Source organism: Variovorax boronicumulans NBRC 103145 (assembly GCF_001591345.1).
GTDB classification, from domain to species: domain Bacteria; phylum Pseudomonadota; class Gammaproteobacteria; order Burkholderiales; family Burkholderiaceae_C; genus Variovorax; species Variovorax boronicumulans.
The window spans coordinates 1-21,746 of the sequence record NZ_BCUS01000035.1; the positions used below are offsets into that span (position 1 = coordinate 1).

Here is a 21,746-nt window from a genome sequence, read left to right on the forward strand (position 1 = left end):
CGATGGCGCTGGGCGACGACGCCGCGCATGCCGCCCAGGCCGGCTCGCGCGGCTTCGGCGGCGCGCATGAACTGAGCACCGTGAACGCCGCGCTGCCACCCGAGGTCGCGGCCTACCTTGCCAAGCCGGCGAAGGAGCTCACGCCCAAGGACACGTCGTTCATGATGGACAACTACCGGCAGATGGTCGAGCGCGCCGGCAAGAGCGGCGACTTCACCGCCGTCGAGCGCATGCCGACCTCGGCGGGCACCGCACGCACGCTGCCTGCGGAGCCGGTCAAGGCTGCAGCAACACCGCAGCCGACGACCACTGCAGCAACCGCGTCATCTGGCAGCTCGGGCGCGCTGCCCTTCCACGCGGTGCGCCTGCTGGCCCATGCCGCGCATGCGGGCAACAAGAGCGCGCAGGCCGAGCTCGATCGCGTGTGCAGGGATGGCAGCGTGGCCTCGAAGCGCTTCTCGAAGGAAACGCGCGCCACGCCGGAATTCAAACAGGCCTGCGCGGACCGCAAGGCAGGCAGCGCGACGCGCACCGCCGCGGCCAACTAAGAAGAAACGAAGGCCTCAGGCCAGCGACGCGAGCCGGCGGACCATGTCGGCCTCCGCCTGCGGCAGCAGCGCCTGCACGGCGGCCAGCCGCTCGGCTGGCGCGGTCCGTTGCACGGCAGCCCAGACCGAACCGGGGAAATGGCTGTCCCAGTCGAAGCGCGCGATCACGTGCCAGTGCAGGTGCGCCACCATGTTGCCGAGCGCGGCGATGTTGAGCTTGGTGGGCGCCAGCGCGTCGCGCAGGCACTGCTCCACGCGCACCACGGCCTCCATGCACAGCACGCGGTCGGCCGCGTCGAGGTCGGAGAACTCCGCCGCATGGTCGCGCCACACCACGCGGTAGAAGGCCGGAAAGCCTTCTTCCTGCGCATGGATGACGCGCAGCTTCGCGCCTTCGAACACGACACGCCCGCCGGGCGCGTCGCACAGCGGGCAACCCGCCACTGCCGTCATACGAGCACCCGCTCGATGCCGCCCTGGTTGGCGGCCGCCACGTAGTTCGGCATCCAGTCGTCGCCGAGCAGCTTGTTGGCCATCTCGACCACGATGTAGTCGGCTTCGAGCAGGCCGTTGTTCAGGTCGTTGCCGTAGCGCGAGAGGCCTTGCAGGCAGCTCGGGCAGCTGGTGAGGATCTTCACGTTGCCGGTCGCGCCGACATTGCCGCTCTCGCGCAGCGCGGCCTCGCCCTTCTTCAGCTCTTCTTCCTTGCGGAAGCGGATCTGCGTCGAGATGTCGGGCCGCGACACACCCAGCGTGCCCGACTCGCCGCAGCAGCGGTCGTTCTTGAGCACGTTGTCGCCGACCAGCGCCTTCACGGTCTTCATCGGGTCCTGCTGCTTCATCGGCGAATGGCAGGGGTCGTGGTACAGGTAGCCGCCACCGCCCGCATCGGCCAGGGTGATGCCCTTTTCGAGCAGGTACTCGTGGATGTCGATGATCCGGCAGCCCGGGAAAATCTTGTCGAACTGGTAGCCCTGCAGCTGGTCGTAGCAGGTGCCGCAGCTCACCACCACCGTCTTGATGTCGAGGTAGTTGAGCGTGTTGGCGACGCGGTGGAAGAGCACGCGGTTGTCCGTGATCATCTTCTCGGCCTTGTCGAACTGGCCGCTGCCGCGCTGCGGATAGCCGCAGCACAGGTAGCCCGGCGGCAGCACGGTCTGCACGCCCGCGTGCCAGAGCATCGCCTGTGTGGCCAGGCCCACCTGCGAGAACAGCCGCTCCGACCCGCACCCCGGGAAGTAGAAGACCGCCTCGGTTTCCGAGGTGGTCGTCTTCGGGTCGCGGATGATCGGCACGTAGTCGGCATCCTCGATGTCCAGCAGCGCGCGCGCCGTCTTCTTCGGCAGGTTGCCCGGCATCTTCTTGTTGATGAAGTGGATCACCTGCTCCTTGATGGGCGCAGGCCCCAGCGTGGCCGGCGGCGCGCCGGTCTGCTTCTTCGCGAGGCCGCGCAGCAGGTCGTTGGCCATGCGCTGCGCCTTGAAGCCGATGCCCACCATGCCGGCGCGCACCGCCTTGATGGTCTGCGGGTTGGTCGCGTTCAGGAAGAACATCGCGGCCGCGTTGCCGGGACGGAAGCTCTTCTGGCCCATCTTGCGCAGCAGGTTGCGCATGTTCATCGACACGTCGCCGAAGTCGATCTTCACGGGGCACGGCGTGAGGCACTTGTGGCACACGGTGCAGTGGTCGGCCACGTCCTCGAACTCTTCCCAGTGCTTGATGCTGATGCCGCGCCGGGTCTGCTCCTCGTAGAGGAAGGCCTCGACCAGCAGCGAGGTCGCGAGGATCTTGTTGCGCGGGCTGTACAGCAGGTTGGCGCGCGGCACGTGCGTGGCACACACCGGCTTGCACTTGCCGCAGCGCAGGCAGTCCTTCACGCTGTCGGCGATGGCGCCGATGTCGCTCTGCTGCATGATCAGCGACTCGTGCCCCATGAGGCCGAAGCTCGGCGTGTAGGCATTGGTCAGGTCGGCGTGCAGCGTCTGCGCTTGGCCGGCAGGCGCGCGCAGCAGCTTGCCCTTGTTGAAGTGGCCCTCGGGGTCGACCCGGGCCTTGTATTCGGTGAACGGGCGCAGCTCTTCGTCGGTGAGGAACTCGAGCTTGGTGATGCCGATGCCGTGCTCGCCCGAGATCACGCCGTCCAGGCTGCGTGCCAGCGCCATGATGCGCACCACCGCGGCATGCGCGGTCTGCAGCATCTCGTAGTTGTCGCTGTTGACGGGCAGGTTGGTGTGCACGTTGCCGTCGCCCGCGTGCATGTGCAGCGCGACCCACACGCGGCCCTTGAGCACCTGCTTGTGGATGGCGGTGCACTCGGCCAGGATCGGCCCGAACTCGGCGCCCGAAAAAATCTCCTGCAGCGGCTGGCGCAGCTGGGTCTTCCAGCTCGCGCGCAGCGTGTGGTCCTGCAGTTGCGGGAACAGCGAGTCGACGTTCTGCAGCCAGCCGGCCCACAGCGCGCGCACCTCGTGCACCAGCGCCACGGCCTGCACCACGCGGTCTTCCAGCAGCTCGGCCGCCGGGATCTCGTGCGCGTCGTCGGTCTTGCCCAGCGGCAGGTTGCCGCGCGTCAGGAACGCTTCGAGCGCGTCGGTGAGCGCGAGCTTGTTCTGTAGCGACAGCTCGATGTTGATGCGTTCGATGCCGTCGCTGTACTCGGCCATGCGCGGCAGCGGGATCACCACGTCTTCGTTGATCTTGAAGGCGTTGGTGTGCTTGCTGATGGCGGCCGTGCGCTTGCGGTCGAGCCAGAATTTCTTGCGCGCCTCGGGACTGATGGCAATGAAGCCTTCGCCGCTGCGCGAGTTGGCGATGCGCACCACTTCCGAGGTGACGCGCGCCACCGCGTCGGCGTCGTCGCCCGCGATGTCGCCGAACAGCACCATCTTGGGCAGGCCGCCGTGTTTTTTCGACTTGGTGGCGTAGCCCACGGCCTTCAGGTAGCGGTCGTCCAGGTGCTCGAGGCCGGCCAGCAGCACGCCCGAGCGCTTCTGCTCGGCGAACATGAAGTCCTTGATCTCGACGATGCTGGGCACGGCGTCCTTCGCGTTGCCGAAGAATTCGAGGCACACGGTGCGCGTGTGCGCCGGCATCTTGTGCACCACCCAGCGGCAGCTGGTGATGAGGCCGTCGCAGCCCTCTTTCTGGATGCCCGGCAGGCCCGAGAGGAACTTGTCGGTCACGTCCTTGCCCAGGCCTTCCTTGCGGAAGGTGCGGCCCGGGATGTCGAGGCGCTCGGTGCGCAGTTTCGTCTTGCCGTCGGCCGCGTAATACTGCAGCTCGAACACGGCGCTCTCGGCGTCGTGGATCTTGCCCAGGTTGTGGCCGATGCGGGTCACTTCGAGCCATTCGGCCTGCGGCGTGACCATGCGCCACGAGGCGAGGTTGTCCAGCGCCGTGCCCCAGAGCACGGCCTTCTTGCCGCCGGCGTTCATGGCGACGTTGCCGCCGACGCACGAGGCCTCGGCGGAGGTCGGGTCGACCGCGAACACGAAGCCCGCGCGCTCGGCCGCGTCGGCCACGCGCTGCGTGACCACGCCGGCCTCGGTCCAGATGGTGGGCACGGGGTGGTCGAGGCCGGGCATCGCCACGTGCTCGACCTCGGTCATGGCCTCGAGCTTCTCGGTGTTGATGACCACGCTCTTCCAGGTCAGCGGAATGGCGCCGCCGGTGTAGCCGGTGCCGCCGCCGCGCGGAATGATGGTCAGGCCCAGCTCGATGCAGCCCTTGACCAGCAAGGCCATCTCGGCCTCGGTGTCGGGGCACAGCACGACGAAGGGGTACTCGACGCGCCAGTCGGTGGCGTCGGTCACGTGCGACACGCGCGAGAGGCCGTCGAACTTGATGTTGTCCTTGGCCGTGAGCCGGCGCAGCACGCGCGTGGCCTTGCGGCGCAGGGCGGCGACTTCGCGGAAGGTGTCGTCGAAGGCGGCGACGGCCTGGCTGACGAGGCCGGTGAGCTCGCCCACCAGCTGGTCGCGCGGCAGGTCGCTGTCGGGGGTGCGGCGCTTCTGCACTTCGCCCAGGCGGTGGCGCAGGGCATCGACCAGCTGGCCGCGGCGGCGCGGGTTGTCGAGCAGGTCGTCGACAAGGTAGGGGTTGCGCTGCACCACCCAGATGTCGCCCAGCACCTCGTAGAGCATGCGCGCCGATCGGCCGGTGCGGCGCTCGGCGCGCAGGGTCTGGAGCAGGTCCCAGCCGCGTTCGCCCAGGAGGCGAAGCACGATCTCCCGGTCGGAGAAGCTGGTGTAGTTGTAAGGGATCTCGCGCAGTCGTACAGGCTCTGCGGCCTGTGACAACAGCGTATTCAACGCGGTCGGAGCATTCATCGGGTGGGGCCCTTGGCCAGGCGCTGCGCGCCCATGTAGCCGGGGGATGGATTTTAGGGCAGGCCTTGGGGTCTTTGCCCTTCCCGTTCCGCTATTCCCTATGGCAGGCCCGATGCCTGCCGTGGAGGCCGCCGGCCCTCACCCCCGCCCTCTCCCGAGGGAGAGGGGGAAAGACAAGGGGCTTAGAACAGCACGCGGCTGCGAATCGTCCCGTTCACCTTGGCCAGCTTCTCCAGCGCCAGGTCCGAAGAAGCGGCGTCGATGTCCATCACGACGTAGCCGATCTTCTCGTTGGTCTGCAGGAACTGGGACGAGATGTTGATGTTGTTGTCCGAGAAAATCTTGTTGATCTCGGACAGCACGCCCGGCACGTTGCGGTGGATGTGCAGCAGGCGGTGCTTGCCCGGGTGCGCCGGCAGCGCCACCTCGGGGAAGTTGACCGACGAGGTCGAGGTGCCGTTGTCGCTGTACTTGACCAGCTTCTCGGCCACTTCGAGCCCGATGTTGGCCTGCGCCTCCATGGTCGAGCCGCCGATGTGCGGCGTGAGGATCACGTTGTCCAGCCCGCGCAGCGGCGACAGGAACTCGTCCTTGTTGGTGCGCGGCTCGACCGGGAATACGTCGATGGCGGCGCCCAGCAGCTTCTTGCTCTTGAGGGCCTCGGCCAGCGGCTCGATCTCGACCACGGTGCCGCGCGAGGCGTTCAGCAGGATGGCGCCCGGCTTCATGGCGGCGATCTCGGCCGCGCCGATCATCCATTGCGTGGCCTGGGTCTCGGGCACGTGCAGGGTCACGATGTCGCTCTGGCCCAGCAGCTGGTGCAGCTCGCGCACCTGGCGGGCGTTGCCCAGCGGCAGCTTGGTGACCACGTCGTAGAAGGCCACGTGCATGCCCAGCGCCTCGGCCAGCACCGACAGCTGCGCGCCGATGGAGCCGTAGCCCACGATGCCCAGCGTCTTGCCGCGGATCTCGAAGGCGTTCTCGGCCGACTTGAGCCAACCGCCGCGGTGCGCCACGGCGCTTTTCTCGGGCACGCCGCGCAGCAGCAGGATGGCTTCGGCCAGCACCAGCTCGGCCACCGAACGGGTGTTGGAATACGGCGCGTTGAACACGGCCACGCCATGCTCGCGGGCGGCTTCGAGGTCGACCTGGTTGGTGCCGATGCAGAAGCACCCGGCGGCCACCAGCTTGTGGGCGGCGGCGAACACCTCGGCCGTCAGCTGGGTGCGCGAGCGGATGCCCACGAAGTGCACGTCGGCGATCTTGGCCTTGAGTTCGGCGTCGGGCAGTGCACCCGGCAGCGACTCGATGTTGGTGTAGCCGGCGGCGCGCAGCACCTCCACGGCCGAGGGGTGGATGCCTTCGAGCAAAAGGAACTTGATCCTGCTTTTGTCGAGGGAGGTTTTGCTGCTCATGGCGTACTCAAGGAAGCCCCGGCCATGGCGACAAGCTAGGCCAAAAAAGGGAGGGCGATGCTAGCATGGTGCAGCGCAGCATGAGGCCCGCAACCCGCGCCGGGCTTGACGCCAAAGGGGTTTCCCCGATTGGAGGAACCCTTCGGTCCGTGCCCCAATGTGACGCGGCTGTGTCACGCACATGCCCTAGCATTCGCGCTTTCCATTTTTTCCCTTCAGGAGTCTTCATGCGATTCAAGACGCTCGCGTTGGCATCGGCGCTGGCCGCCACGCTGTTCAATGCAGCCCAGGCCCAGACCGAGATCCAGTGGTGGCATTCCATGACCGCCGTCAACAACGAGTGGGTCAACGACCTGGCCAAGCAGTTCAACGAGAGCCAGAAGGAATACAAGATCGTCCCGACCTTCAAGGGCACGTACGACGAATCGATGACGGCCTCCATCGCGGCCTTCCGCGCCGGCAACGCACCGCACATCCTGCAGGTGTTCGAAGTGGGCACCGCCACCATGATGGCCAGCAAGGGCGCCGTCATTCCGGTCGGCCAGGTCATGAAGGACGCGGGCGAGAAGTTCGACCCGTCCGCCTACATCCCCGCCGTGGCCGGTTACTACACCGCCCCCAACGGCCAGATGCTGAGCTTCCCGTTCAACAGCTCGACCACGATCTTCTATTTCAACAAGGACGCCTTCAAGGCCGCCGGCCTGCCCACCGACAAGGCACCCGCCACCTGGCCCGAAGTGGTCGCCGCCGCCGCTAAGCTCAAGGCCAGCGGCCACAAGTGCCCGTTCACCACCGCCTGGCAGAACTGGACGCAGGTCGAGAGCTTCTCGGCCTGGCACAACGTGGAGTTCGCCAGCAAGGCCAACGGCCTGCAGGGCCTGGACGCGCGCCTGAAGGTGAATTCGCCCCTGCACCAGCGCCACATCGAGAACCTGGCCAGCATGTCCAAGCAGGGCCTGTTCATCTACAAGGGCCGCGGCAACGTGCCTGAAGCCTCGTTCGTGTCGGGCGAGTGCGCCATGATCAACACCTCGTCGGGCTTCTACGGCAACGTGGCCAAGAACGCCAAGTTCGCCTACGGCCTGGCCCCCCTGCCCTACTACCCGGACGTGCCGGGCGCACCGCAGAACACCGTGATCGGCGGGGCCAGCCTGTGGGTCATGTCGGGCAAGAAGGCCGCCGAGTACAAGGGCGTGGCCAAGTTCTTCAGTTTCATCTCGACGCCTGAAGTGCAGTCCGCCAGCCACAAGCGCACCGGCTACCTGCCGGTCACCACCGCCTCGTACAAGCTCACCGAAGAGTCGGGCTTCTACAAGCAGAACCCCGGCACCGACGTGGCCGTGACGCAGATGATCCGCAAGGTCACCGACAAGAGCCGCGGCATCCGCCTGGGCAACTACGTGCAGATCCGCGCCATCGAGGACGAAGAGCTCGAACAGGTCTGGGGCGGCAAGAAGACCGCCAAGGAAGCCCTCGACTCGATCGTGACCCGCGGCAACGAGCAGCTCGAACGCTTCCAAAAGGCGAACAAAAGCTAACGATTGAAGATCCGGGCTCCGTGTCCGGCTAATATCGCCCGCCCCCGCACGCCCTTCTTCCAGGGTGCGCCGGGCGGGATTTTTTATGTAGGGGCTTCATGGAAAAACGCGTTTTCTTTCGCTCGGGCTGGTTGCCCTGGCTGCTGCTGACACCGCAGATGGCGGTGATCCTCGTGTTTTTCTTCTGGCCGGCCGGCCAGGCGCTGTTGCAGTCGCTGCAGCAGCAGGACGCGTTCGGCACGTCGGTCGAGTTCGTCGGGTTCGACAACTTCCGCCACCTGTTCGACGACCCGGCCTACGCCGAGTCGTTCAAGACCACCGCGCTGTTCTCGGTGCTGGTGGCCGGCATCGGCATCAGCCTGTCGTTGATGCTGGCCGTGTTCGCCGACCGCATCGTGCGCGGCGGCATGTTCTACAAGACCATGCTGATCCTGCCGTACGCCGTGGCGCCCGCCGTGGCGGCCGTGCTGTGGGTCTTCATGTTCTCGCCCTCGCTGGGCGTGGTGGCCTATGCCCTGGGCAAGATCGGCATCAACTGGAACCACCTGCTCGACTCGGGCCACGCCATGACGCTGATCGTGATGGCCTCGGTGTGGAAGCAGATCTCCTACAACTTCCTGTTCTTCCTGGCCGGCCTGCAGTCGATCCCGAAGTCGCTGATCGAGGCCGCGGCCATCGATGGCGCGCGCCCGTGGCGCCGCTTCTGGACCGTGCAGTTCCCGCTGCTGTCGCCCACCACCTTCTTCCTCTTGGTGATCAACGTGGTGTACGCCTTCTTCGACACCTTCGCGATCGTCGATGCGGCCACGCAGGGCGGTCCGGGCAAGGACACGACCATCCTGGTCTACAAGGTCTACCACGACGGTTTCAAGGGCCTCGACCTCGGCGGCTCGGCCGCGCAGTCGGTGGTGCTGATGGTGATCGTGGTGGCGCTGACCGTCATCCAGTTCCGCTACGTCGAGAAGAAAGTGCAGTACTGATGAAGCAACAAGAACAAATCGAATCCGGCGGAGCACAGCATGGTTGAGAAACGCGGCACGCAGGGCATCCTGGCCCACGTCATCATGATCCTGGGCGTGTTCATCGTCGCCTTCCCGCTCTACCTGGCGTTCGTGGCCTCCACGCACACGGCCCAGGAGATCGTGCAGGCGCCGATGCCCCTGACCCCCGGCTCGAACATCGTCGACAGCTACAAGGGCGCACTGTTCGGGCGCGAGAGCAGCGCGGGCTCCAACGCCCCGGTGGCGCACATGATGTGGGTGAGCTTCGTGACGGCCATGGTCATCGCCATCGGCAAGATCACCATCTCGCTGCTGTCGGCCTTCGCCATCGTGTACTTCCGCTTCCCGTTCAAGAAGATCTGCTTCTGGGCCATCTTCGTGACGCTGATGCTGCCGGTGGAGGTGCGCATCCTGCCCACCTACAAGGTGCTGTCCGACCTGAACATGCTGAACACCTACGCGGGCCTGACGGTGCCGCTGATCGCGTCGGCCACGGCGACCTTCCTGTTCCGCCAGTTCTTCCTCACGGTGCCCGACGAGCTCACCGAAGCGTCGCGCATGGACGGCGCCAGCCCCATGCGCTTTTTCTTCGACGTGCTGCTGCCGCTGTCCAAGACCTCGATCGCGGCGCTGTTCGTGATCCAGTTCATCTACGGCTGGAACCAGTACCTGTGGCCGCTGCTGGCGACCACGAGCGAAGACATGTACCCCGTGGTGGTCGGCATCAAGCGGATGATTGCCGGCGGCGACGGACAGAACGAATGGAACGTCGTGATGGCCACCGCCATCCTGGCGATGCTGCCGCCCGCGCTGGTGGTGATCCTGATGCAAAAGTGGTTCGTCAAGGGCCTCGTGGACACTGAAAAATAACTATGGCTGCTCTCTCTCTACGCAACGTCATCAAGCGCTACGGCCACGGGCCGAAAGCCAACCAGGTCATCCACGGCGTGAGCGCCGAGATCGCCGACCATGAATTCATCGTCATCGTCGGCCCTTCGGGCTGCGGCAAGTCGACGCTGCTGCGCATGGTCGCGGGCCTGGAGGAAATCTCCGCCGGCGAAATCTGCATCGGCGGCAAGGTCGTGAACCAGCTCGAACCCTCCGAGCGCGACATCGCCATGGTGTTCCAGAACTACGCGCTGTACCCGCACATGAGCGTGTTCGCGAACATGGCCTACGGCCTGAAGATCGCCAAGGTGCCGACGGCCGAGATCAAGGTGCGCGTCGACAAGGCGGCCAAGATCCTCGAGCTGGGCCACCTGCTCGAACGCAAGCCGCGCGAACTCTCGGGCGGCCAGCGCCAGCGCGTGGCCATGGGCCGCGCCATCGTGCGCCAGCCGCAGGTGTTCCTGTTCGACGAACCGCTGTCGAACCTGGACGCCAAGCTGCGCGCCCAGACCCGCCTCGAGATCCAGAAGCTGCACCGCGAGCTCGGCATCACCTCGCTGTTCGTCACGCACGACCAGGTCGAGGCCATGACGCTGGCGCAGCGCATCATCGTGATGAACGGAGGCGTGATGGACCAGTTCGCGACGCCCGAAGAGGTGTACTCCAGGCCCGCCACCACCTTCGTGGCGAGCTTCATCGGCTCGCCGCCGATGAACCTGCTCAAGCACGCACCGGGCGTGCGCCCGGGCCAGATCCTGGGCATCCGCCCCGAGCACATGAAGCTCGACGAAAGCGGCTGGACGGTGCAGGTCGAGCAGGTCGAACTGCTGGGCGCCGAGCGCCTGGTGTACGGCCGCATCGGCGAGGAGCAGATCATCATGCGCACCGACGAAGGCGACCACCCGCCGGTGGCCGGCGACACGGTGAAGATCGCCGCGCGCGAAGACAAGCTGCACTGGTTCGACGCCGGCTCCGGCAAGCGCGCCGACTGAGCGATGGCCGAACGCAGCCCCTGGCCCTACCCCCGTTGGGTCGCGCACCGCGGCGCCGGCAAGCTGGCGCCTGAGAACACGCTGGCCGCCTTCCGCTTCGGCGCGTCGCACGGCTACCGCATGTTCGAGTGCGATGCCAAGCTCAGCGCCGACGGCGTGGTGTTCCTGATGCACGACGCCACGCTCGATCGCACCACCAACGGCCACGGCATCGGCGGCCAGCAGGCGTGGAGCGCGCTGTCGCAGCTCGACGCCGGCGGCTGGCATTCGCGCGCCTTCGCGGGCGAGCCGCTGCCCACGCTGGAAAACCTGGCGCGCTTCTGCTGCGCCAACGACCTGCTGCTGAACATAGAGATCAAGCCCACACCCGGCACCGAACGCGAGACCGGCGAAGTGGTCGCACGCGAAGCCGCGCGCCTCTGGCAGGGCGCGGCCGTGCCACCGCTGCTCACCTCGTTCCAGATCGACGCGCTGAAGGGCGCCCAGGCCGTGCAGCCCGAACTGCCGCGCGGCCTGCTGCTCGACACGCTCTGGAACGGCTGGCTCGACACCGCGCTGAACCTGGGTTGCCAGGCCATCGTCTGCAACCACGCACTGTGGGACGCCACCACCGTGGCGCAGGTGCATGGCGCGGGCCTGCGCTCGCTGAGCTACACGGTGAACGACGATTGGGCCGCGCAGCGGCTCATCGACCTGGGCACCGACGGCATCATCACCGACCGCGTCGACCTGTTCAGTCCCGCGGGCTGAGGCTGCATTTCTTACCCGTTCTTACGTCATGGCGGCTTCTATGATGCGGCCATGAATCGGACCTCTCGCCTCGCGGGCCTGCGCCTCCCCGCCCTCCTGGCCGCGTTGACCGTGTGGGCCCTGCTGATGTGCGGCAGCGCCCTCGCGCAGCCCGACGCCAGCATGAACGCAGGCAACGGCAACCCCAACAACAGCGCCAACACCGCGGCGGCGGCCGCCCCGCCCCCCACCATCGCCGAACTGCGCGCGCAGTTCGCCCGCATCGCGCCTTCGGGCAAGGGCAACGCCAGTGTCGTTCCGGGCGCCGAAGACGACGCACGCAAGCAGCTCGCGCAGATCAACGAGATCGGCGTGCAGGCCGACAAGTTCGTCGCCGCCCGCGCCGGCGAGCTGGCCGACCTGAACGCGCGCCTCGGCGAACTCGGCAACCCGCCCGCCGCCGGCGCCACCGAAGACCCCAACATCACGCGCCAGCGCGCGCAGCTGACCAAGGAGCGCAACGCGCTCGACGCGGACATCCGCCTGGCCAAGCTGCTGGCGATCGACGTGCGCCAGCGCGGCACCGACGTGGTGTCGCAGCGGCGCCAGCAGTTCGAGGCCGAGCTCACCAGCCGCGCCGCCTCGCCGCTCAGCGGCGAGTTCTGGGACGACCTGCGCGAGGCTTGGCCCGACGACTTCGAGCGGCTGCAGGCGATCGGGGCAGCGCTCGGCGACGGCTTCGACCAGGCGCTGCAGCCCGAAAGCCGCACACCGGTGATCGCCTCGTTCATCGGCGCGCTGCTGCTCGCCTGGCTCGGCGTCTGGGCCGCCGAGCGCGGGCTGGCGCGCCTGGCCACGCGCGTGCTGCCGGCCGGGCGGCTGCGCCGCTCGCTGCTGGTGATCGCCATCGTCGCCACGCACGTGCTGCTGGTCGCCGTGGCCGCGCACGGCGTCGTCGAAGTGCTCAAGGCCCACGCGATGTGGGACGCGCAGGCGCGCAAGGCGCTGCAATCGGCGGCGCAGACGCTGACCTTCATGGCGTTCATCATCGGCCTGGGGCGCGGGCTGCTGGCCACGGGGCGGCCGTCGTGGCGCCTGCCGGCCATTCCCGACCTCACGGCGCAGCGCCTGTCGGCGCTGCCGTGGCTGGTGGCGCTGGTGGCCGCGCTGGCGTGGACGCCGGCCGAGATCAACGCGCTCATCGACGCCAGCTTTGCCGCCGTGGTCACCACGCACGTGGCGACGGCGCTGCTGCTCACCGCGCTGGTCGGCACCGTCGTGTACCGCCTGAAGGCGCTGCGCGCCGACGCGCCCGAGGCCGGCCTGCCGGAACGGCCGATGTGGGTCGGGGTGCTGGTGGCGCTGATCGTGGTGCTGGTGATCGCGATCTGGGTGCTGGTGGCCTTCGGCTACGTGGCGCTGGCGAGCTTCCTGGCCTCGCAGCTCACCTGGAGCGGCATCGTCGCGGCGGCCTTCTATGTGCTGTTCAAGTTCGCCGACGACCTGTTCATGGCCGTGGTGTCCTCGCGCAGCGCCTCCGGCCAGCGGCTGCAGAAGAGCTTCGGCCTGGCGCCGCAGACGCTCGACCAGGCGGCCACGGTGCTCTCGGGCCTGAGCCGCGTGGCGCTGTTCTTCTACATGCTGGTGGCGCTGGCCGCGCCGCTGGGCACGGGCCCGGGCGAGGTGTTCCAGCGCGGCGGCAAGCTCGGCACCGGCGTGAAGGTGGGCGAATTCCAGCTGGTGCCCGGCGCGATCCTCAGCGCCGTGGCGGTGGCCGTGATCGGCTTCATCGTGCTGCGGGTGTTCAAGCGCTGGCTCTCGCGCAGCTACCTGCCGAGCACGCAGTTCGAACCGGGCATGCAGAGCTCGATCACCACGCTGCTGGGCTACGTGGGCGGCATCCTGGTGGTGGCGTTCTCGCTGTCGGCGCTGGGCATCGGCATCGAGCGCATCGCGTGGGTGGCGAGCGCGCTGTCGGTGGGCATCGGCTTCGGCCTGCAGGCCATCGTGCAGAACTTCATCTCGGGGCTGATCCTGCTGGCCGAGCAGCCGGTGAAAGTGGGCGACTGGGTGGTGCTGGGCACCACCGAGGGCGACGTGCGGCGCATCAACGTGCGCGCCACCGAGATCCAGCTGGGCGACCGCTCGACGCTGATCGTGCCGAACTCGGAGTTCATCACCAAGACCGTGCGCAACATGACGCTGGCCAACGCCGAAGGCCGCGTGCTGATCCGCCTGCCCATGCCGCTGACCACCGACGCGCAGCGCGTGCGCGAGCTGATCCTCGAGGCCTGCCGCGCGCACGAGGGCGTGCTGGAAACGCCGGCGCCCTCGCTCACGCTCGAAGGCATCGAGAACGGGCTGCTGATCTTCCAGGCCATCGCCTACGTGCCGAGCCCCCGGCTGGCGGGCGGCGTGCGCAGCGACCTGCTGTTCACGATCCTCGACGCGCTCAAGCAGGCCGACCTGCCGCTGGCCACGCCCACGACGCTGGTGATGGCGGCGCCCGCGCCGGTGCTGCCCGCCGAGCCGTCGCCGGCGCCGGCCACGCCGGCGTCTCCGCTGCCGGGCACCACCAGCACCTGACGCCGCTGCCGCCCTATTCGAGCGGCAGCGCCCCGGTGCACTTGATCTCGTTCAGGCACACGCTGGAGCGCACCGCCGACACGCCCGGCATGTGCATCAGCGTGTGCATGAGGAACTGCGACAGCGCCTCCAGGTCGCGCGCGACCACCTTGAGCACGTAGTCGAAGTCGCCCGTCACCGAGTAGCACTCCAGGATCTGGCGCATGTCGGCGATCAGGTCCTGGAACTTGGGCAGCTCGTCGACGTGGCCGCGCGCCATCGTGACGTGGATGAAGGCGATCACGCCCAGCCCGATGTGCCGCGCGTTGAGCCGCGCAGCGTAGCCGCTGATCAGCCCCAGTTCCTCGAGCCGCCGGTGGCGCCGCAGGCACTGCGCTGGCGACAACTGGGCCACCTCGGCCAGGTCCAGGTTGGACGCGCGGCCGTGCGCCTGGAGGTGGTCCAGAATCCGCCGATCGGTCCGGTCGAGTTCGATGATCTGCAATTTCGTCTCCTCATACGCATCAAGGATGCAATTATGTTTCCTAAAGCGGGGAAAGCCCGAGGTATTCATGCACCTTAATTGTGCAAAGTACGATCTAGACTTCGACGCGCCCGGACGGCGTTGCGCCACGCCGGGCCGCTGAATTGCGCGCCCTGGTGCTTTGCCGGTGCCTTGCCGGCGGCTTCGAACGCACCCACACCCCTTTCCCCACCCGGAGACCCTTACGTGAAAAACGCTTTGCTTCGCACCCCCTTCAGCGCCGTGGCCCTGGCCCTCGGCGTGCTCGCCGCCGCACCGGCGCTGGCCGCCGACAAGTCGGTCGCCGTGACCGCCATCGTCGAGCACCCGGCGCTGGACGCCGTGCGCGACGGCGTGAAGGAAGAGCTGAAGGCCGCCGGCTACGAAGCGGGCAAGAACCTCAAGTTCACCTACCAGAGCGCACAGGGCAACGTGGGCACCGCCGCCCAGATCGCCCGCAAGTACGTGGGCGATGCGCCCGACGTGATCGTCGCCATCGCCACGCCGTCGGCGCAGGCGACCGTGGCCGCCACCAAGACGATTCCCGTCGTGTACTCGGCCATCACCGACCCGGTGGCCGCCAAGCTGGTGAAGAACTGGGAGCCTTCGGGCACCAACGTGACCGGCGTGTCCGACCTGTCGCCGCTGGAGAAGCACATCGACCTGATCAAGAAGGTCGTGCCCACGGCCAAGCGCGTCGGCGTGATCTACAGCCCCGGCGAAGCCAACTCGGTGGCCATCGTCGAGTCGCTCAAGAAGGCCGCCTCGGCCGCCGGCATGACCGTGGTCGAAGCCGCCGCCGCGCGCACGGTCGACGTGCCCACCGCCGCCCAGAGCCTGGTCGGCAAGGCCGACGTGATCTACACGCCCACCGACAACAACGTGGTCTCGGCCTTCGAGGGCATCGTGAAGGTGGCCCAGCAGGCCAAGCTGCCCGTGGTGGCCGCCGACACCGCCACCGTCGAGCGCGGCGCCGTGGCCGCACTGGGCCTGAACTACACCGACATCGGCCGCCAGACCGGCAAGATCGTGGTGCGCATCCTCAAGGGCGAGAAGCCCGGCGCCATCGCCTCGCAGACCAGCACCAACTTCGAGCTGGTGGTGAACCCCGGCGCGGCCAAGCTGCAGGGCGTGACCCTGTCGGACGCGCTGCTGAAGTCGGCGAAGGTCGTCAGCACCAAGTAAACGCCGCCCCGGCGGGCCTTCCGCTCCCGGCGCAGGCCGGGCGCCGGGGCCCGCCGACTGCGCTCCCGCCGGAAGCCCCCATGTCCCTCATTGCTTCGCTGGGCGCCATCGAGATCGGTCTGATTTTCGGACTGGTCGCGCTGGGCGTCTTCATGTCGTTTCGCATCATCAACTTTCCCGACCTCACGGTGGACGGCAGCTTTCCGCTGGGCGCCGCCGTGGCCGCGACGCTCATCGTCGCGGGCTGGAACCCCGCCGCCGCCACGGCCGTGGCCTGCGTGGCCGGTGCCGCCTCGGGCTGGCTCACGGCCTGGCTCAACGTCAAGCTGAAGATCATGCAGCTGCTCGCGAGCATCCTGGTGATGATCGCGCTGTACTCCATCAACCTGCGCGTGATGGGCAAGCCCAACGTGGCGCTCATCACCGAACCCACCGTGTTCAGCATGGTCAGCTTCGGCGGCATGCCCGAGCAGTGGGCCAAGCCGCTGCTGCTGCTGATCATCGTGATCGCCGCGAAGATCGTCGTCGACCTGTTCTTTGCCTCCGAAGCGGGCCTGGCGATGCGCGCCACCGGCGGCAACGCGCGCATGGCGCGGGCCCAGGGCATCTCGACCGACTTCCAGACCATGGCGGGCCTGGCGCTCTCCAATGCGCTGGTGGCGCTGGCCGGCGCGCTGTTCGCGCAGAGCCAGGGCACGGCCGACATCTCGATGGGCGTGGGCACGATCGTGATCGGCCTGGCCGCCGTGATCATCGGCGAGACCCTGCTGCCCGCGCGCAGCATGGTCATCACCACGCTGGCCTGCGTGCTGGGTGCGCTGCTGTACCGCTTCTTCATCGCGATGGCGCTGAACACCGACTTCATGGGCCTGCAGGCGCAGGACCTGAACCTGGTCACCGCCGTGCTCGTGGCGTTCGCGCTGCTGGTGCCCGCCTACAAGCGCAAGCTGGGCGGACTCTTCAAGGGGAAGAACTGATGCTGCGCGCCCAACAACTCGAAATCACCTTCAACCCGGGCACGCCGATCGAGAACCGCGTGCTGCGCGGCCTGAGCCTGGACATTCCGACCGGCCAGTTCGTCACCGTGATCGGCTCGAACGGCGCGGGCAAGTCGACTTTCCTCAATGCGATCAGCGGCGACCTGATGGTCGACAAGGGCCGCATCGACATCGACGGCAAGGACGTGACGCGCCTGAACGCCTGGCAGCGCTCGGGCATGGTGGCGCGCGTGTTCCAGGACCCGATGGCCGGCACCTGCGAGGCGCTGACCATTGAGGAGAACATGGCGCTGGCGTGGAAGCGCGGCGAGCGGCGCGGCTTCGGCTTTTCGCTCAACCGCAACCTGCGCGAGCTGTTCCGCGAGAAGCTGTCGATCCTGAAGCTGGGCCTGGAAAACCGTCTGGCCGACCGCATCGGCCTGCTCTCGGGCGGCCAGCGCCAGGCCGTGAGCCTGCTGATGGCCTCGCTGCGGCCCTCGCGCATCCTGCTGCTCGATGAGCACACGGCCGCGCTCGACCCGAAGACCGCCGCCTTCGTGCTGGAGCTCACCGCCAAGATCGTCGAAGGCAGCCAGCTCACCGCGATGATGGTCACGCACAGCATGCGCCAAGCGCTGGACTACGGCACGCGCACCGTGATGCTGCACGAGGGCCAGGTCATCCTCGACGTGGCCGGCGACCAGCGCGCGGGCCTGGACGTGCCCGACCTGCTGCGCATGTTCGAGCAGACGCGCGGCGAGAAGCTGGACGACGACAAGCTGCTGCTGGCCTGATGGACGCGGTGCCTTCCCGTCTCCTCGTGCGCGACATGCGCGCGGACGACCTCGACGCGGTGCTGGCGATCCAGCTCGCCTGCTACGGCGCGGGGTTCGTGGAGGACGGCGTGCTCATCGCGCGGCGGCTGGCGGCCTCGCCGCACACCGGCTGGGTGGCCGAGCACGGCGGCGCCGTGCGGGCCTACCTGGCGGCGTATCCCTCGCAGCGCGGCAAGCTCACGCCGCTGCACGGCGACTTCGAGGTGGCGCCCGACGCCGATGCGCTGTACCTGCACGACCTGGCCGTGCACCCCGAGGCCTCGGGGCTGGGCCTGGGGCCGCGCCTCGTGCGCCATGCCTGGGCGCACGCGCTGCGCGCGGGCTGGCAGCATTCGACGCTGGTGTCGGTGCAGGCTTCGGTCGGGTTCTGGGAACGCCAGGGCTATGCGGCCACGGTGCCGGCCGATGACGCGCAGCAGGCCCGGCTGGCGACCTACCCCGGGCACTCGGTCTACATGGCCCGCCGGCTGGACTGAGGCCGGCTCAGCGGCCCCAGCCGCGCATCGCAAGCCACTGCACGGTGCCGCAGACCACCGCCAGCGCGGCATAGGTGGCCATCGAGCCGTCGCGGCCCGTGAGGATCAGCCCGGCCAGCGAAGTCAGCAGGCCGGCCCCGAAGGTGATCGCCCATTGCATCCACCAGCGCGGAATGCCGGTGCGCGGGCCGCCGAGGAAGCGCCCGACCGCCACCAGCACCAGGGCGATGAAGGCCGCCGGTGCCGCAAAATTAAGCAGATGATTGAAGAGATCCAGAAGGTCCATGAGGGGGCCACGAGTGGGCGCGGGGCCATGTGGCGAAGCGTATGGCTGTCATAGGGAAAGCCATTTGCCCCTCGGCAAACCTCGCCCGGCTGCTGATTTTATAATCATGGACATGTCAGTCTGGGCTCTCGGCTTGAACCACACGACCGCGCCGCTCGATCTGCGCGGTCGTTTCGCGTTCGCGCTCGACCAGATCGCCCCGACGCTGCACAGCCTGCGCAGCTCTTTCGCCGGCAACAGCAGCCACCCGCAGGTCGAGGCCGCGATCATCTCGACCTGCAACCGCACCGAGATCTACTGCGCCTCCGAGCACATCGCGCTCGACCACACCTTCGGCTGGCTGGCCCAGAGCGGCGGCGTGGCCCCCGCCCTGCTGCGCTCGCACGCCTACACCCTGCACGACGACGAAGCCGCGCGCCACGCCTTCCGCGTGGCCAGCGGGCTCGACTCCATGGTGCTCGGCGAGGCCCAGATCCTCGGCCAGATGAAAGACGCCGTGCGCGCGGCCGAAACCGCCGGCGCGCTCGGCAGCACGCTCAACCAGCTGTTCCAGCGCTCGTTCGCGGTCGCGAAAGAAGTGCGCACCGCCACCGAGATCGGCGCCCACTCGATCAGCATGGCCGCCGCCGCCGTGCGCCTGGCCGGCCAGCTGTTCGAAGACCTGCGCAAGACCCGCGTGCTGTTCGTCGGCGCGGGCGAAATGATCGACCTCGCGGCCACGCACTTCGCGGCCAAGGAGCCCAAGGCCATCGCCATCGCCAACCGCACGCTGGAGCGCGGCGAAAAGCTGGCCTCGCGCTTCGGCGGCGAAGCCATGCGCCTGGCCGACCTGCCGGCGCGGCTGGCCGAGTTCGACATCGTCATCAGCTGCACCGCGAGCACGCTGCCGATCATCGGCCTGGGCGCCGTGGAGCGCGCGCTCAAGGCACGCAAGCACCGCCCGATGTTCATGGTCGACCTGGCCGTGCCGCGCGACATCGAGCCCGAAGTGAAGGCCCTCGAAGACATCTACCTGTACACCGTGGACGACCTCGCCCAGGTGGTGCAGCAGGGCCAGGCCAACCGCCAGGCCGCCGTGGCGCAGGCCGAAGTCATCATCGACGCCGGCGTGCAGAGCTTCATGCACTGGCTGGGCCAGCGCGGCACCGTGCCGCTGATCCAGCAGCTCAACGCGCAGGCCGACGAGTGGCGCGCCACCGAGATGGCCCGCGCGCGCAAGCTGCTGGCCAAGGGCGAATCGATCGATGCGGTGCTCGAAGCCATGTCGCGCGGGCTCACGCAGAAGATGATGCACGGCGCCATGGCCGAGCTGCACGCGGGCGATGCCGCCTCGCGCGAACAGACGGCGCAGACGCTGTCGCGCCTGTTCCTGCGCAAAGAGCGTTAGCGACGACGCGCGTCGATGGCCCCGCCCGCCGCGCGGGCCGCGCTTTTCATGCGCCCTGCCGTTGCACTGCGGCGTTCCCCTCCCCTTTTTCGAGCCCCTTCCGTCGTGAAATCCTTTCTGCGCCACCAACTCGAACGCTACGTCCAACGCCTGGGCGAGCTCGACTTCCTGCTCTCGCGCGAAGACATCATGAGCGACATGGCGCAGTACCGCACCATTTCGCGCGAGCACGCCGAGGTCACGCAGATCGCCGGCCGCTACGAGCGCTTCAAGCAGCGCGAGGCCGACATCGCGGGCGCCCAAGAGATGCTCGACGACCCCGACATGGCCGAGATGGCTAAGGAAGAAATCGCCGGCGCCGAGGCCGAGCTGGTGCAGCTCGAGGACGAGCTGCAGCGCCTGCTGCTGCCCAAGGATCCCGACGACGCGCGCAACGCCTTCATGGAAATCCGCGCCGGCACGGGCGGCGACGAGTCGGCGCTGTTCGCGGGCGACCTGCTGCGCATGTACACGCGCTACTGCGAGCGCGCCGGCTGGCGCTGCGAAGTGGTGAGCGAAAGCGAGAGCGAACTCGGCGGCTACAAGGAAGTGGTGATCCGCATCGTGGGCGACGACGTCTTCGGCCACCTGCGCTTCGAGTCGGGCGGCCACCGCGTGCAGCGCGTGCCGGCCACCGAGACGCAGGGCCGCATCCACACCAGCGCCTGCACGGTCGCCGTGCTGGCCGAGCCCGACGAGACCGTGGCGGTGCAGATCAACCCGGCCGACCTGCGCATCGACACCTACCGCGCCAGCGGCGCGGGCGGCCAGCACATCAACAAGACCGACTCGGCCGTGCGCATCACGCACATCCCGACCGGCATCGTGGCCGAGTGCCAGGACGATCGCAGCCAGCACCGCAACAAGGCCAAGGCGCTGCAGGTGCTGTCGGCGCGCATCCAGGAGAAGGAACGCAGCGAGCGCGCCGCCAAGGACGCCGCCATGCGCAAGGGCCTGATCGGCAGCGGCGACCGCTCGGACCGCATCCGCACCTACAACTTCCCGCAGGGTCGGCTCACCGACCACCGCATCAACCTCACGCTCTACAAGCTGCTGGCCATCATGGAAGGCGACCTGGGCGACGTGCTCGAGGCGCTGCGCGCCGCGCGCGAGGCCGAGCAGCTGGCCGAGCTGGAATCGAGCCTGCCGGCGTGATGACCGAAGCCTCCGCACCCTCCACCGTCGCGCAGGCACTGGCCGCGGCCATGGCCCTGGGCATCGACCGCCTGGACGCCCAGCTGCTGCTGCTGCACGCGCTGGGCCGCCCCGTGAACGACCGCGCCTGGCTGCTCGCGCACGACACCGACCCGTTCCCCGGCGAGGCCTGGCCCACATTCGCGCGCCAGCTGTCGCGCCGCACGGCGGGCGAGCCGGTCGCCTACCTGCTGGGCGAGAAGGAATTCCACGGCCTGCAGCTGCAGGTCGACGCCCGCGTGCTGGTGCCGCGCCCCGACACCGAAACGCTGGTCGAGTGGGCTCTGGCCTGCCTTGCATCTCCGGACAGCCGCCCGGCCCCGCGCGTGCTCGACCTCGGCACGGGCAGCGGCGCGATCGCGCTGGCGCTGCAGCATGCACGGCTCGACGCGCAGGTCGACGCGGTCGACGCCAGCGCCGATGCGCTCGCAGTGGCCCGGGCCAACGCGCAGCGCCTGGGCCTGCCGGTGCGCTTCACCGAATCGAGCTGGCTCGACGGCGCGGCCGACGGCTACGCGGTCATCGCCAGCAATCCGCCGTACATCGCCGCCGGCGATCCGCACCTGCCCGCGCTGCGCCACGAGCCGACCCGCGCGCTGGTCGCCGGCGCCGACGGCTTGGACGACATCCGCCAGATCGTGCGCGACGCGCCCGCCCACCTGGCCGAAGGCGGCTGGCTGCTGCTGGAGCACGGCCACGACCAGGCCGAGGCCGTGCGCCAGTTGCTGGCCACCCGCGGCTTTGCCGAGGTGCAAAGCCGTGACGACCTCGCCGGCATCGCGCGCTGCTCCGGCGGCATCTGGCGCACGGTGAAATAATCCCCCCAGCCCACTTTTCTT

Annotated in this window: 19 protein-coding genes; 14 read left to right on the top strand and 5 right to left on the bottom strand. The window is 68.3% G+C overall.

Features of this window, described 5'->3' with window-relative positions; genetic code table 11:
- A partial coding sequence (locus VBO01S_RS32675; protein WP_062474471.1) for a hypothetical protein occupies positions 1-548 on the top strand: 548 nt, incomplete at its 5' end.
- Between the two features lie 15 nt (positions 549-563).
- On the opposite strand, the gene VBO01S_RS12515 is transcribed toward VBO01S_RS32675, so the two are convergent.
- The 3 genes from VBO01S_RS12515 to serA all read right to left on the bottom strand — a co-directional run bounded on the left by VBO01S_RS12515 (position 564) and on the right by serA (position 6,291).
- A complete protein-coding gene (locus VBO01S_RS12515; protein ID WP_062474473.1) occupies positions 564-1,001 on the bottom strand; it encodes an HIT family protein in 438 nt (145 codons plus the stop codon).
- Positions 998-4,876, bottom strand: coding sequence for a DUF3683 domain-containing protein (locus VBO01S_RS12520; RefSeq protein ID WP_062474475.1), 3,879 nt, complete (start codon positions 4,874-4,876; stop codon positions 998-1,000). Before VBO01S_RS12520 ends, VBO01S_RS12515 begins: the two co-directional genes overlap by 4 nt.
- Positions 4,877-5,058: 182 nt before the next feature.
- The gene (gene serA, locus VBO01S_RS12525; protein WP_062474477.1) at positions 5,059-6,291 is read right to left on the bottom strand and encodes a phosphoglycerate dehydrogenase; all 1,233 of its coding nucleotides are present in this window, start codon (positions 6,289-6,291) and stop codon (positions 5,059-5,061) included.
- A 227-nt stretch (positions 6,292-6,518) separates the two neighbouring features.
- Here serA and ugpB point away from each other — a divergent pair, with 227 nt between their 5' ends.
- The 6 genes from ugpB (at position 6,519) to VBO01S_RS12555 (ending at position 14,025) form a co-directional block, all read left to right on the top strand.
- Positions 6,519-7,829 carry a sn-glycerol-3-phosphate ABC transporter substrate-binding protein UgpB gene (ugpB, locus tag VBO01S_RS12530; protein ID WP_062474479.1) on the top strand — a complete coding sequence of 437 codons (1,311 nt, stop codon included), beginning with the start codon at positions 6,519-6,521 and terminating at the stop codon, positions 7,827-7,829.
- Positions 7,830-7,927: 98 nt separating this feature from the next.
- On the top strand, positions 7,928-8,809 hold the full coding sequence (gene ugpA / locus VBO01S_RS12535) for a sn-glycerol-3-phosphate ABC transporter permease UgpA (protein WP_062474481.1): 882 nt from the start codon (positions 7,928-7,930) through the stop codon (positions 8,807-8,809).
- Between the two features lie 39 nt (positions 8,810-8,848).
- Positions 8,849-9,700: a sn-glycerol-3-phosphate ABC transporter permease UgpE gene (gene ugpE, locus VBO01S_RS12540; protein ID WP_062474482.1), complete on the top strand. Its 852-nt coding sequence runs from the start codon at positions 8,849-8,851 to the stop codon at positions 9,698-9,700.
- A 2-nt stretch (positions 9,701-9,702) separates the two neighbouring features.
- A complete protein-coding gene (gene ugpC / locus VBO01S_RS12545; RefSeq protein WP_062474484.1) occupies positions 9,703-10,710 on the top strand; it encodes a sn-glycerol-3-phosphate ABC transporter ATP-binding protein UgpC in 1,008 nt (335 codons plus the stop codon).
- Positions 10,711-10,713: 3 nt separating this feature from the next.
- Complete coding sequence (ugpQ, locus tag VBO01S_RS12550; protein ID WP_062474486.1) at positions 10,714-11,460, top strand: glycerophosphodiester phosphodiesterase; 747 nt, start codon at positions 10,714-10,716, stop codon at positions 11,458-11,460.
- A gap of 51 nt (positions 11,461-11,511) precedes the next feature.
- A complete protein-coding gene (locus tag VBO01S_RS12555) occupies positions 11,512-14,025 on the top strand; it encodes a DUF3772 domain-containing protein (protein ID WP_062474488.1) in 2,514 nt (837 codons plus the stop codon).
- Positions 14,026-14,038: 13 nt separating this feature from the next.
- Here VBO01S_RS12555 and VBO01S_RS12560 read toward each other — a convergent pair whose 3' ends face one another.
- Positions 14,039-14,509: an Lrp/AsnC family transcriptional regulator gene (locus VBO01S_RS12560; RefSeq protein WP_056578260.1), complete on the bottom strand. Its 471-nt coding sequence runs from the start codon at positions 14,507-14,509 to the stop codon at positions 14,039-14,041.
- Positions 14,510-14,734: 225 nt separating this feature from the next.
- Between VBO01S_RS12560 and VBO01S_RS12565 the strand changes: the two genes are divergently transcribed.
- From VBO01S_RS12565 to VBO01S_RS12580, 4 genes are all read left to right on the top strand, one after another.
- On the top strand, positions 14,735-15,712 hold the full coding sequence (locus VBO01S_RS12565) for an ABC transporter substrate-binding protein (RefSeq protein WP_157627359.1): 978 nt from the start codon (positions 14,735-14,737) through the stop codon (positions 15,710-15,712).
- An 80-nt stretch (positions 15,713-15,792) separates the two neighbouring features.
- On the top strand, positions 15,793-16,689 hold the full coding sequence (locus VBO01S_RS12570) for an ABC transporter permease (protein ID WP_062474491.1): 897 nt from the start codon (positions 15,793-15,795) through the stop codon (positions 16,687-16,689).
- Positions 16,689-17,483, top strand: a complete 795-nt coding sequence (locus tag VBO01S_RS12575) for an ABC transporter ATP-binding protein (protein WP_062474493.1) — start codon at positions 16,689-16,691, stop codon at positions 17,481-17,483. The genes VBO01S_RS12570 and VBO01S_RS12575 overlap by 1 nt, the downstream gene beginning before the upstream one ends.
- The gene (locus VBO01S_RS12580) at positions 17,483-18,001 is read left to right on the top strand and encodes a GNAT family N-acetyltransferase (RefSeq protein WP_062474494.1); all 519 of its coding nucleotides are present in this window, start codon (positions 17,483-17,485) and stop codon (positions 17,999-18,001) included. Before VBO01S_RS12575 ends, VBO01S_RS12580 begins: the two co-directional genes overlap by 1 nt.
- A gap of 7 nt (positions 18,002-18,008) precedes the next feature.
- Here VBO01S_RS12580 and VBO01S_RS12585 read toward each other — a convergent pair whose 3' ends face one another.
- A complete protein-coding gene (locus VBO01S_RS12585) occupies positions 18,009-18,287 on the bottom strand; it encodes a hypothetical protein (protein WP_062474495.1) in 279 nt (92 codons plus the stop codon).
- Positions 18,288-18,399: 112 nt separating this feature from the next.
- Between VBO01S_RS12585 and hemA the strand changes: the two genes are divergently transcribed.
- The 3 genes from hemA to prmC all read left to right on the top strand — a co-directional run bounded on the left by hemA (position 18,400) and on the right by prmC (position 21,725).
- Entirely contained in the window at positions 18,400-19,674 is a 1,275-nt protein-coding gene (gene hemA, locus VBO01S_RS12590; RefSeq protein WP_062474496.1) for a glutamyl-tRNA reductase, read from the top strand.
- 105 nt (positions 19,675-19,779) lie between these two features.
- The gene (gene prfA, locus VBO01S_RS12595; RefSeq protein ID WP_062474498.1) at positions 19,780-20,868 is read left to right on the top strand and encodes a peptide chain release factor 1; all 1,089 of its coding nucleotides are present in this window, start codon (positions 19,780-19,782) and stop codon (positions 20,866-20,868) included.
- Positions 20,868-21,725 carry a peptide chain release factor N(5)-glutamine methyltransferase gene (gene prmC, locus VBO01S_RS12600; RefSeq protein ID WP_062474499.1) on the top strand — a complete coding sequence of 286 codons (858 nt, stop codon included), beginning with the start codon at positions 20,868-20,870 and terminating at the stop codon, positions 21,723-21,725. Before prfA ends, prmC begins: the two co-directional genes overlap by 1 nt.
- Positions 21,726-21,746: the final 21 nt, after the last annotated feature.

Excerpts from the sequence above, each read along its gene's own strand:
- VBO01S_RS12515 (WP_062474473.1), bottom strand. The coding sequence starts at position 1,001 with ATGACGGCAGTGGCGGGTTGCCCGCTGTGCGACGCGCCCGGCGGGCGT.
- VBO01S_RS12520 (WP_062474475.1), bottom strand. The coding sequence starts at position 4,876 with ATGAATGCTCCGACCGCGTTGAATACGCTGTTGTCACAGGCCGCAGAG.
- serA (WP_062474477.1), bottom strand. The coding sequence starts at position 6,291 with ATGAGCAGCAAAACCTCCCTCGACAAAAGCAGGATCAAGTTCCTTTTG.
- ugpB (WP_062474479.1), top strand. The coding sequence starts at position 6,519 with ATGCGATTCAAGACGCTCGCGTTGGCATCGGCGCTGGCCGCCACGCTG.
- ugpA (WP_062474481.1), top strand. The coding sequence starts at position 7,928 with ATGGAAAAACGCGTTTTCTTTCGCTCGGGCTGGTTGCCCTGGCTGCTG.
- ugpE (WP_062474482.1), top strand. The coding sequence starts at position 8,849 with ATGGTTGAGAAACGCGGCACGCAGGGCATCCTGGCCCACGTCATCATG.
- ugpC (WP_062474484.1), top strand. The coding sequence starts at position 9,703 with ATGGCTGCTCTCTCTCTACGCAACGTCATCAAGCGCTACGGCCACGGG.
- ugpQ (WP_062474486.1), top strand. The coding sequence starts at position 10,714 with ATGGCCGAACGCAGCCCCTGGCCCTACCCCCGTTGGGTCGCGCACCGC.
- VBO01S_RS12555 (WP_062474488.1), top strand. The coding sequence starts at position 11,512 with ATGAATCGGACCTCTCGCCTCGCGGGCCTGCGCCTCCCCGCCCTCCTG.
- VBO01S_RS12570 (WP_062474491.1), top strand. The coding sequence starts at position 15,793 with ATGTCCCTCATTGCTTCGCTGGGCGCCATCGAGATCGGTCTGATTTTC.
- VBO01S_RS12575 (WP_062474493.1), top strand. The coding sequence starts at position 16,689 with ATGCTGCGCGCCCAACAACTCGAAATCACCTTCAACCCGGGCACGCCG.
- VBO01S_RS12580 (WP_062474494.1), top strand. The coding sequence starts at position 17,483 with ATGGACGCGGTGCCTTCCCGTCTCCTCGTGCGCGACATGCGCGCGGAC.
- VBO01S_RS12585 (WP_062474495.1), bottom strand. The coding sequence starts at position 18,287 with ATGGACCTTCTGGATCTCTTCAATCATCTGCTTAATTTTGCGGCACCG.
- hemA (WP_062474496.1), top strand. The coding sequence starts at position 18,400 with ATGTCAGTCTGGGCTCTCGGCTTGAACCACACGACCGCGCCGCTCGAT.
- prmC (WP_062474499.1), top strand. The coding sequence starts at position 20,868 with ATGACCGAAGCCTCCGCACCCTCCACCGTCGCGCAGGCACTGGCCGCG.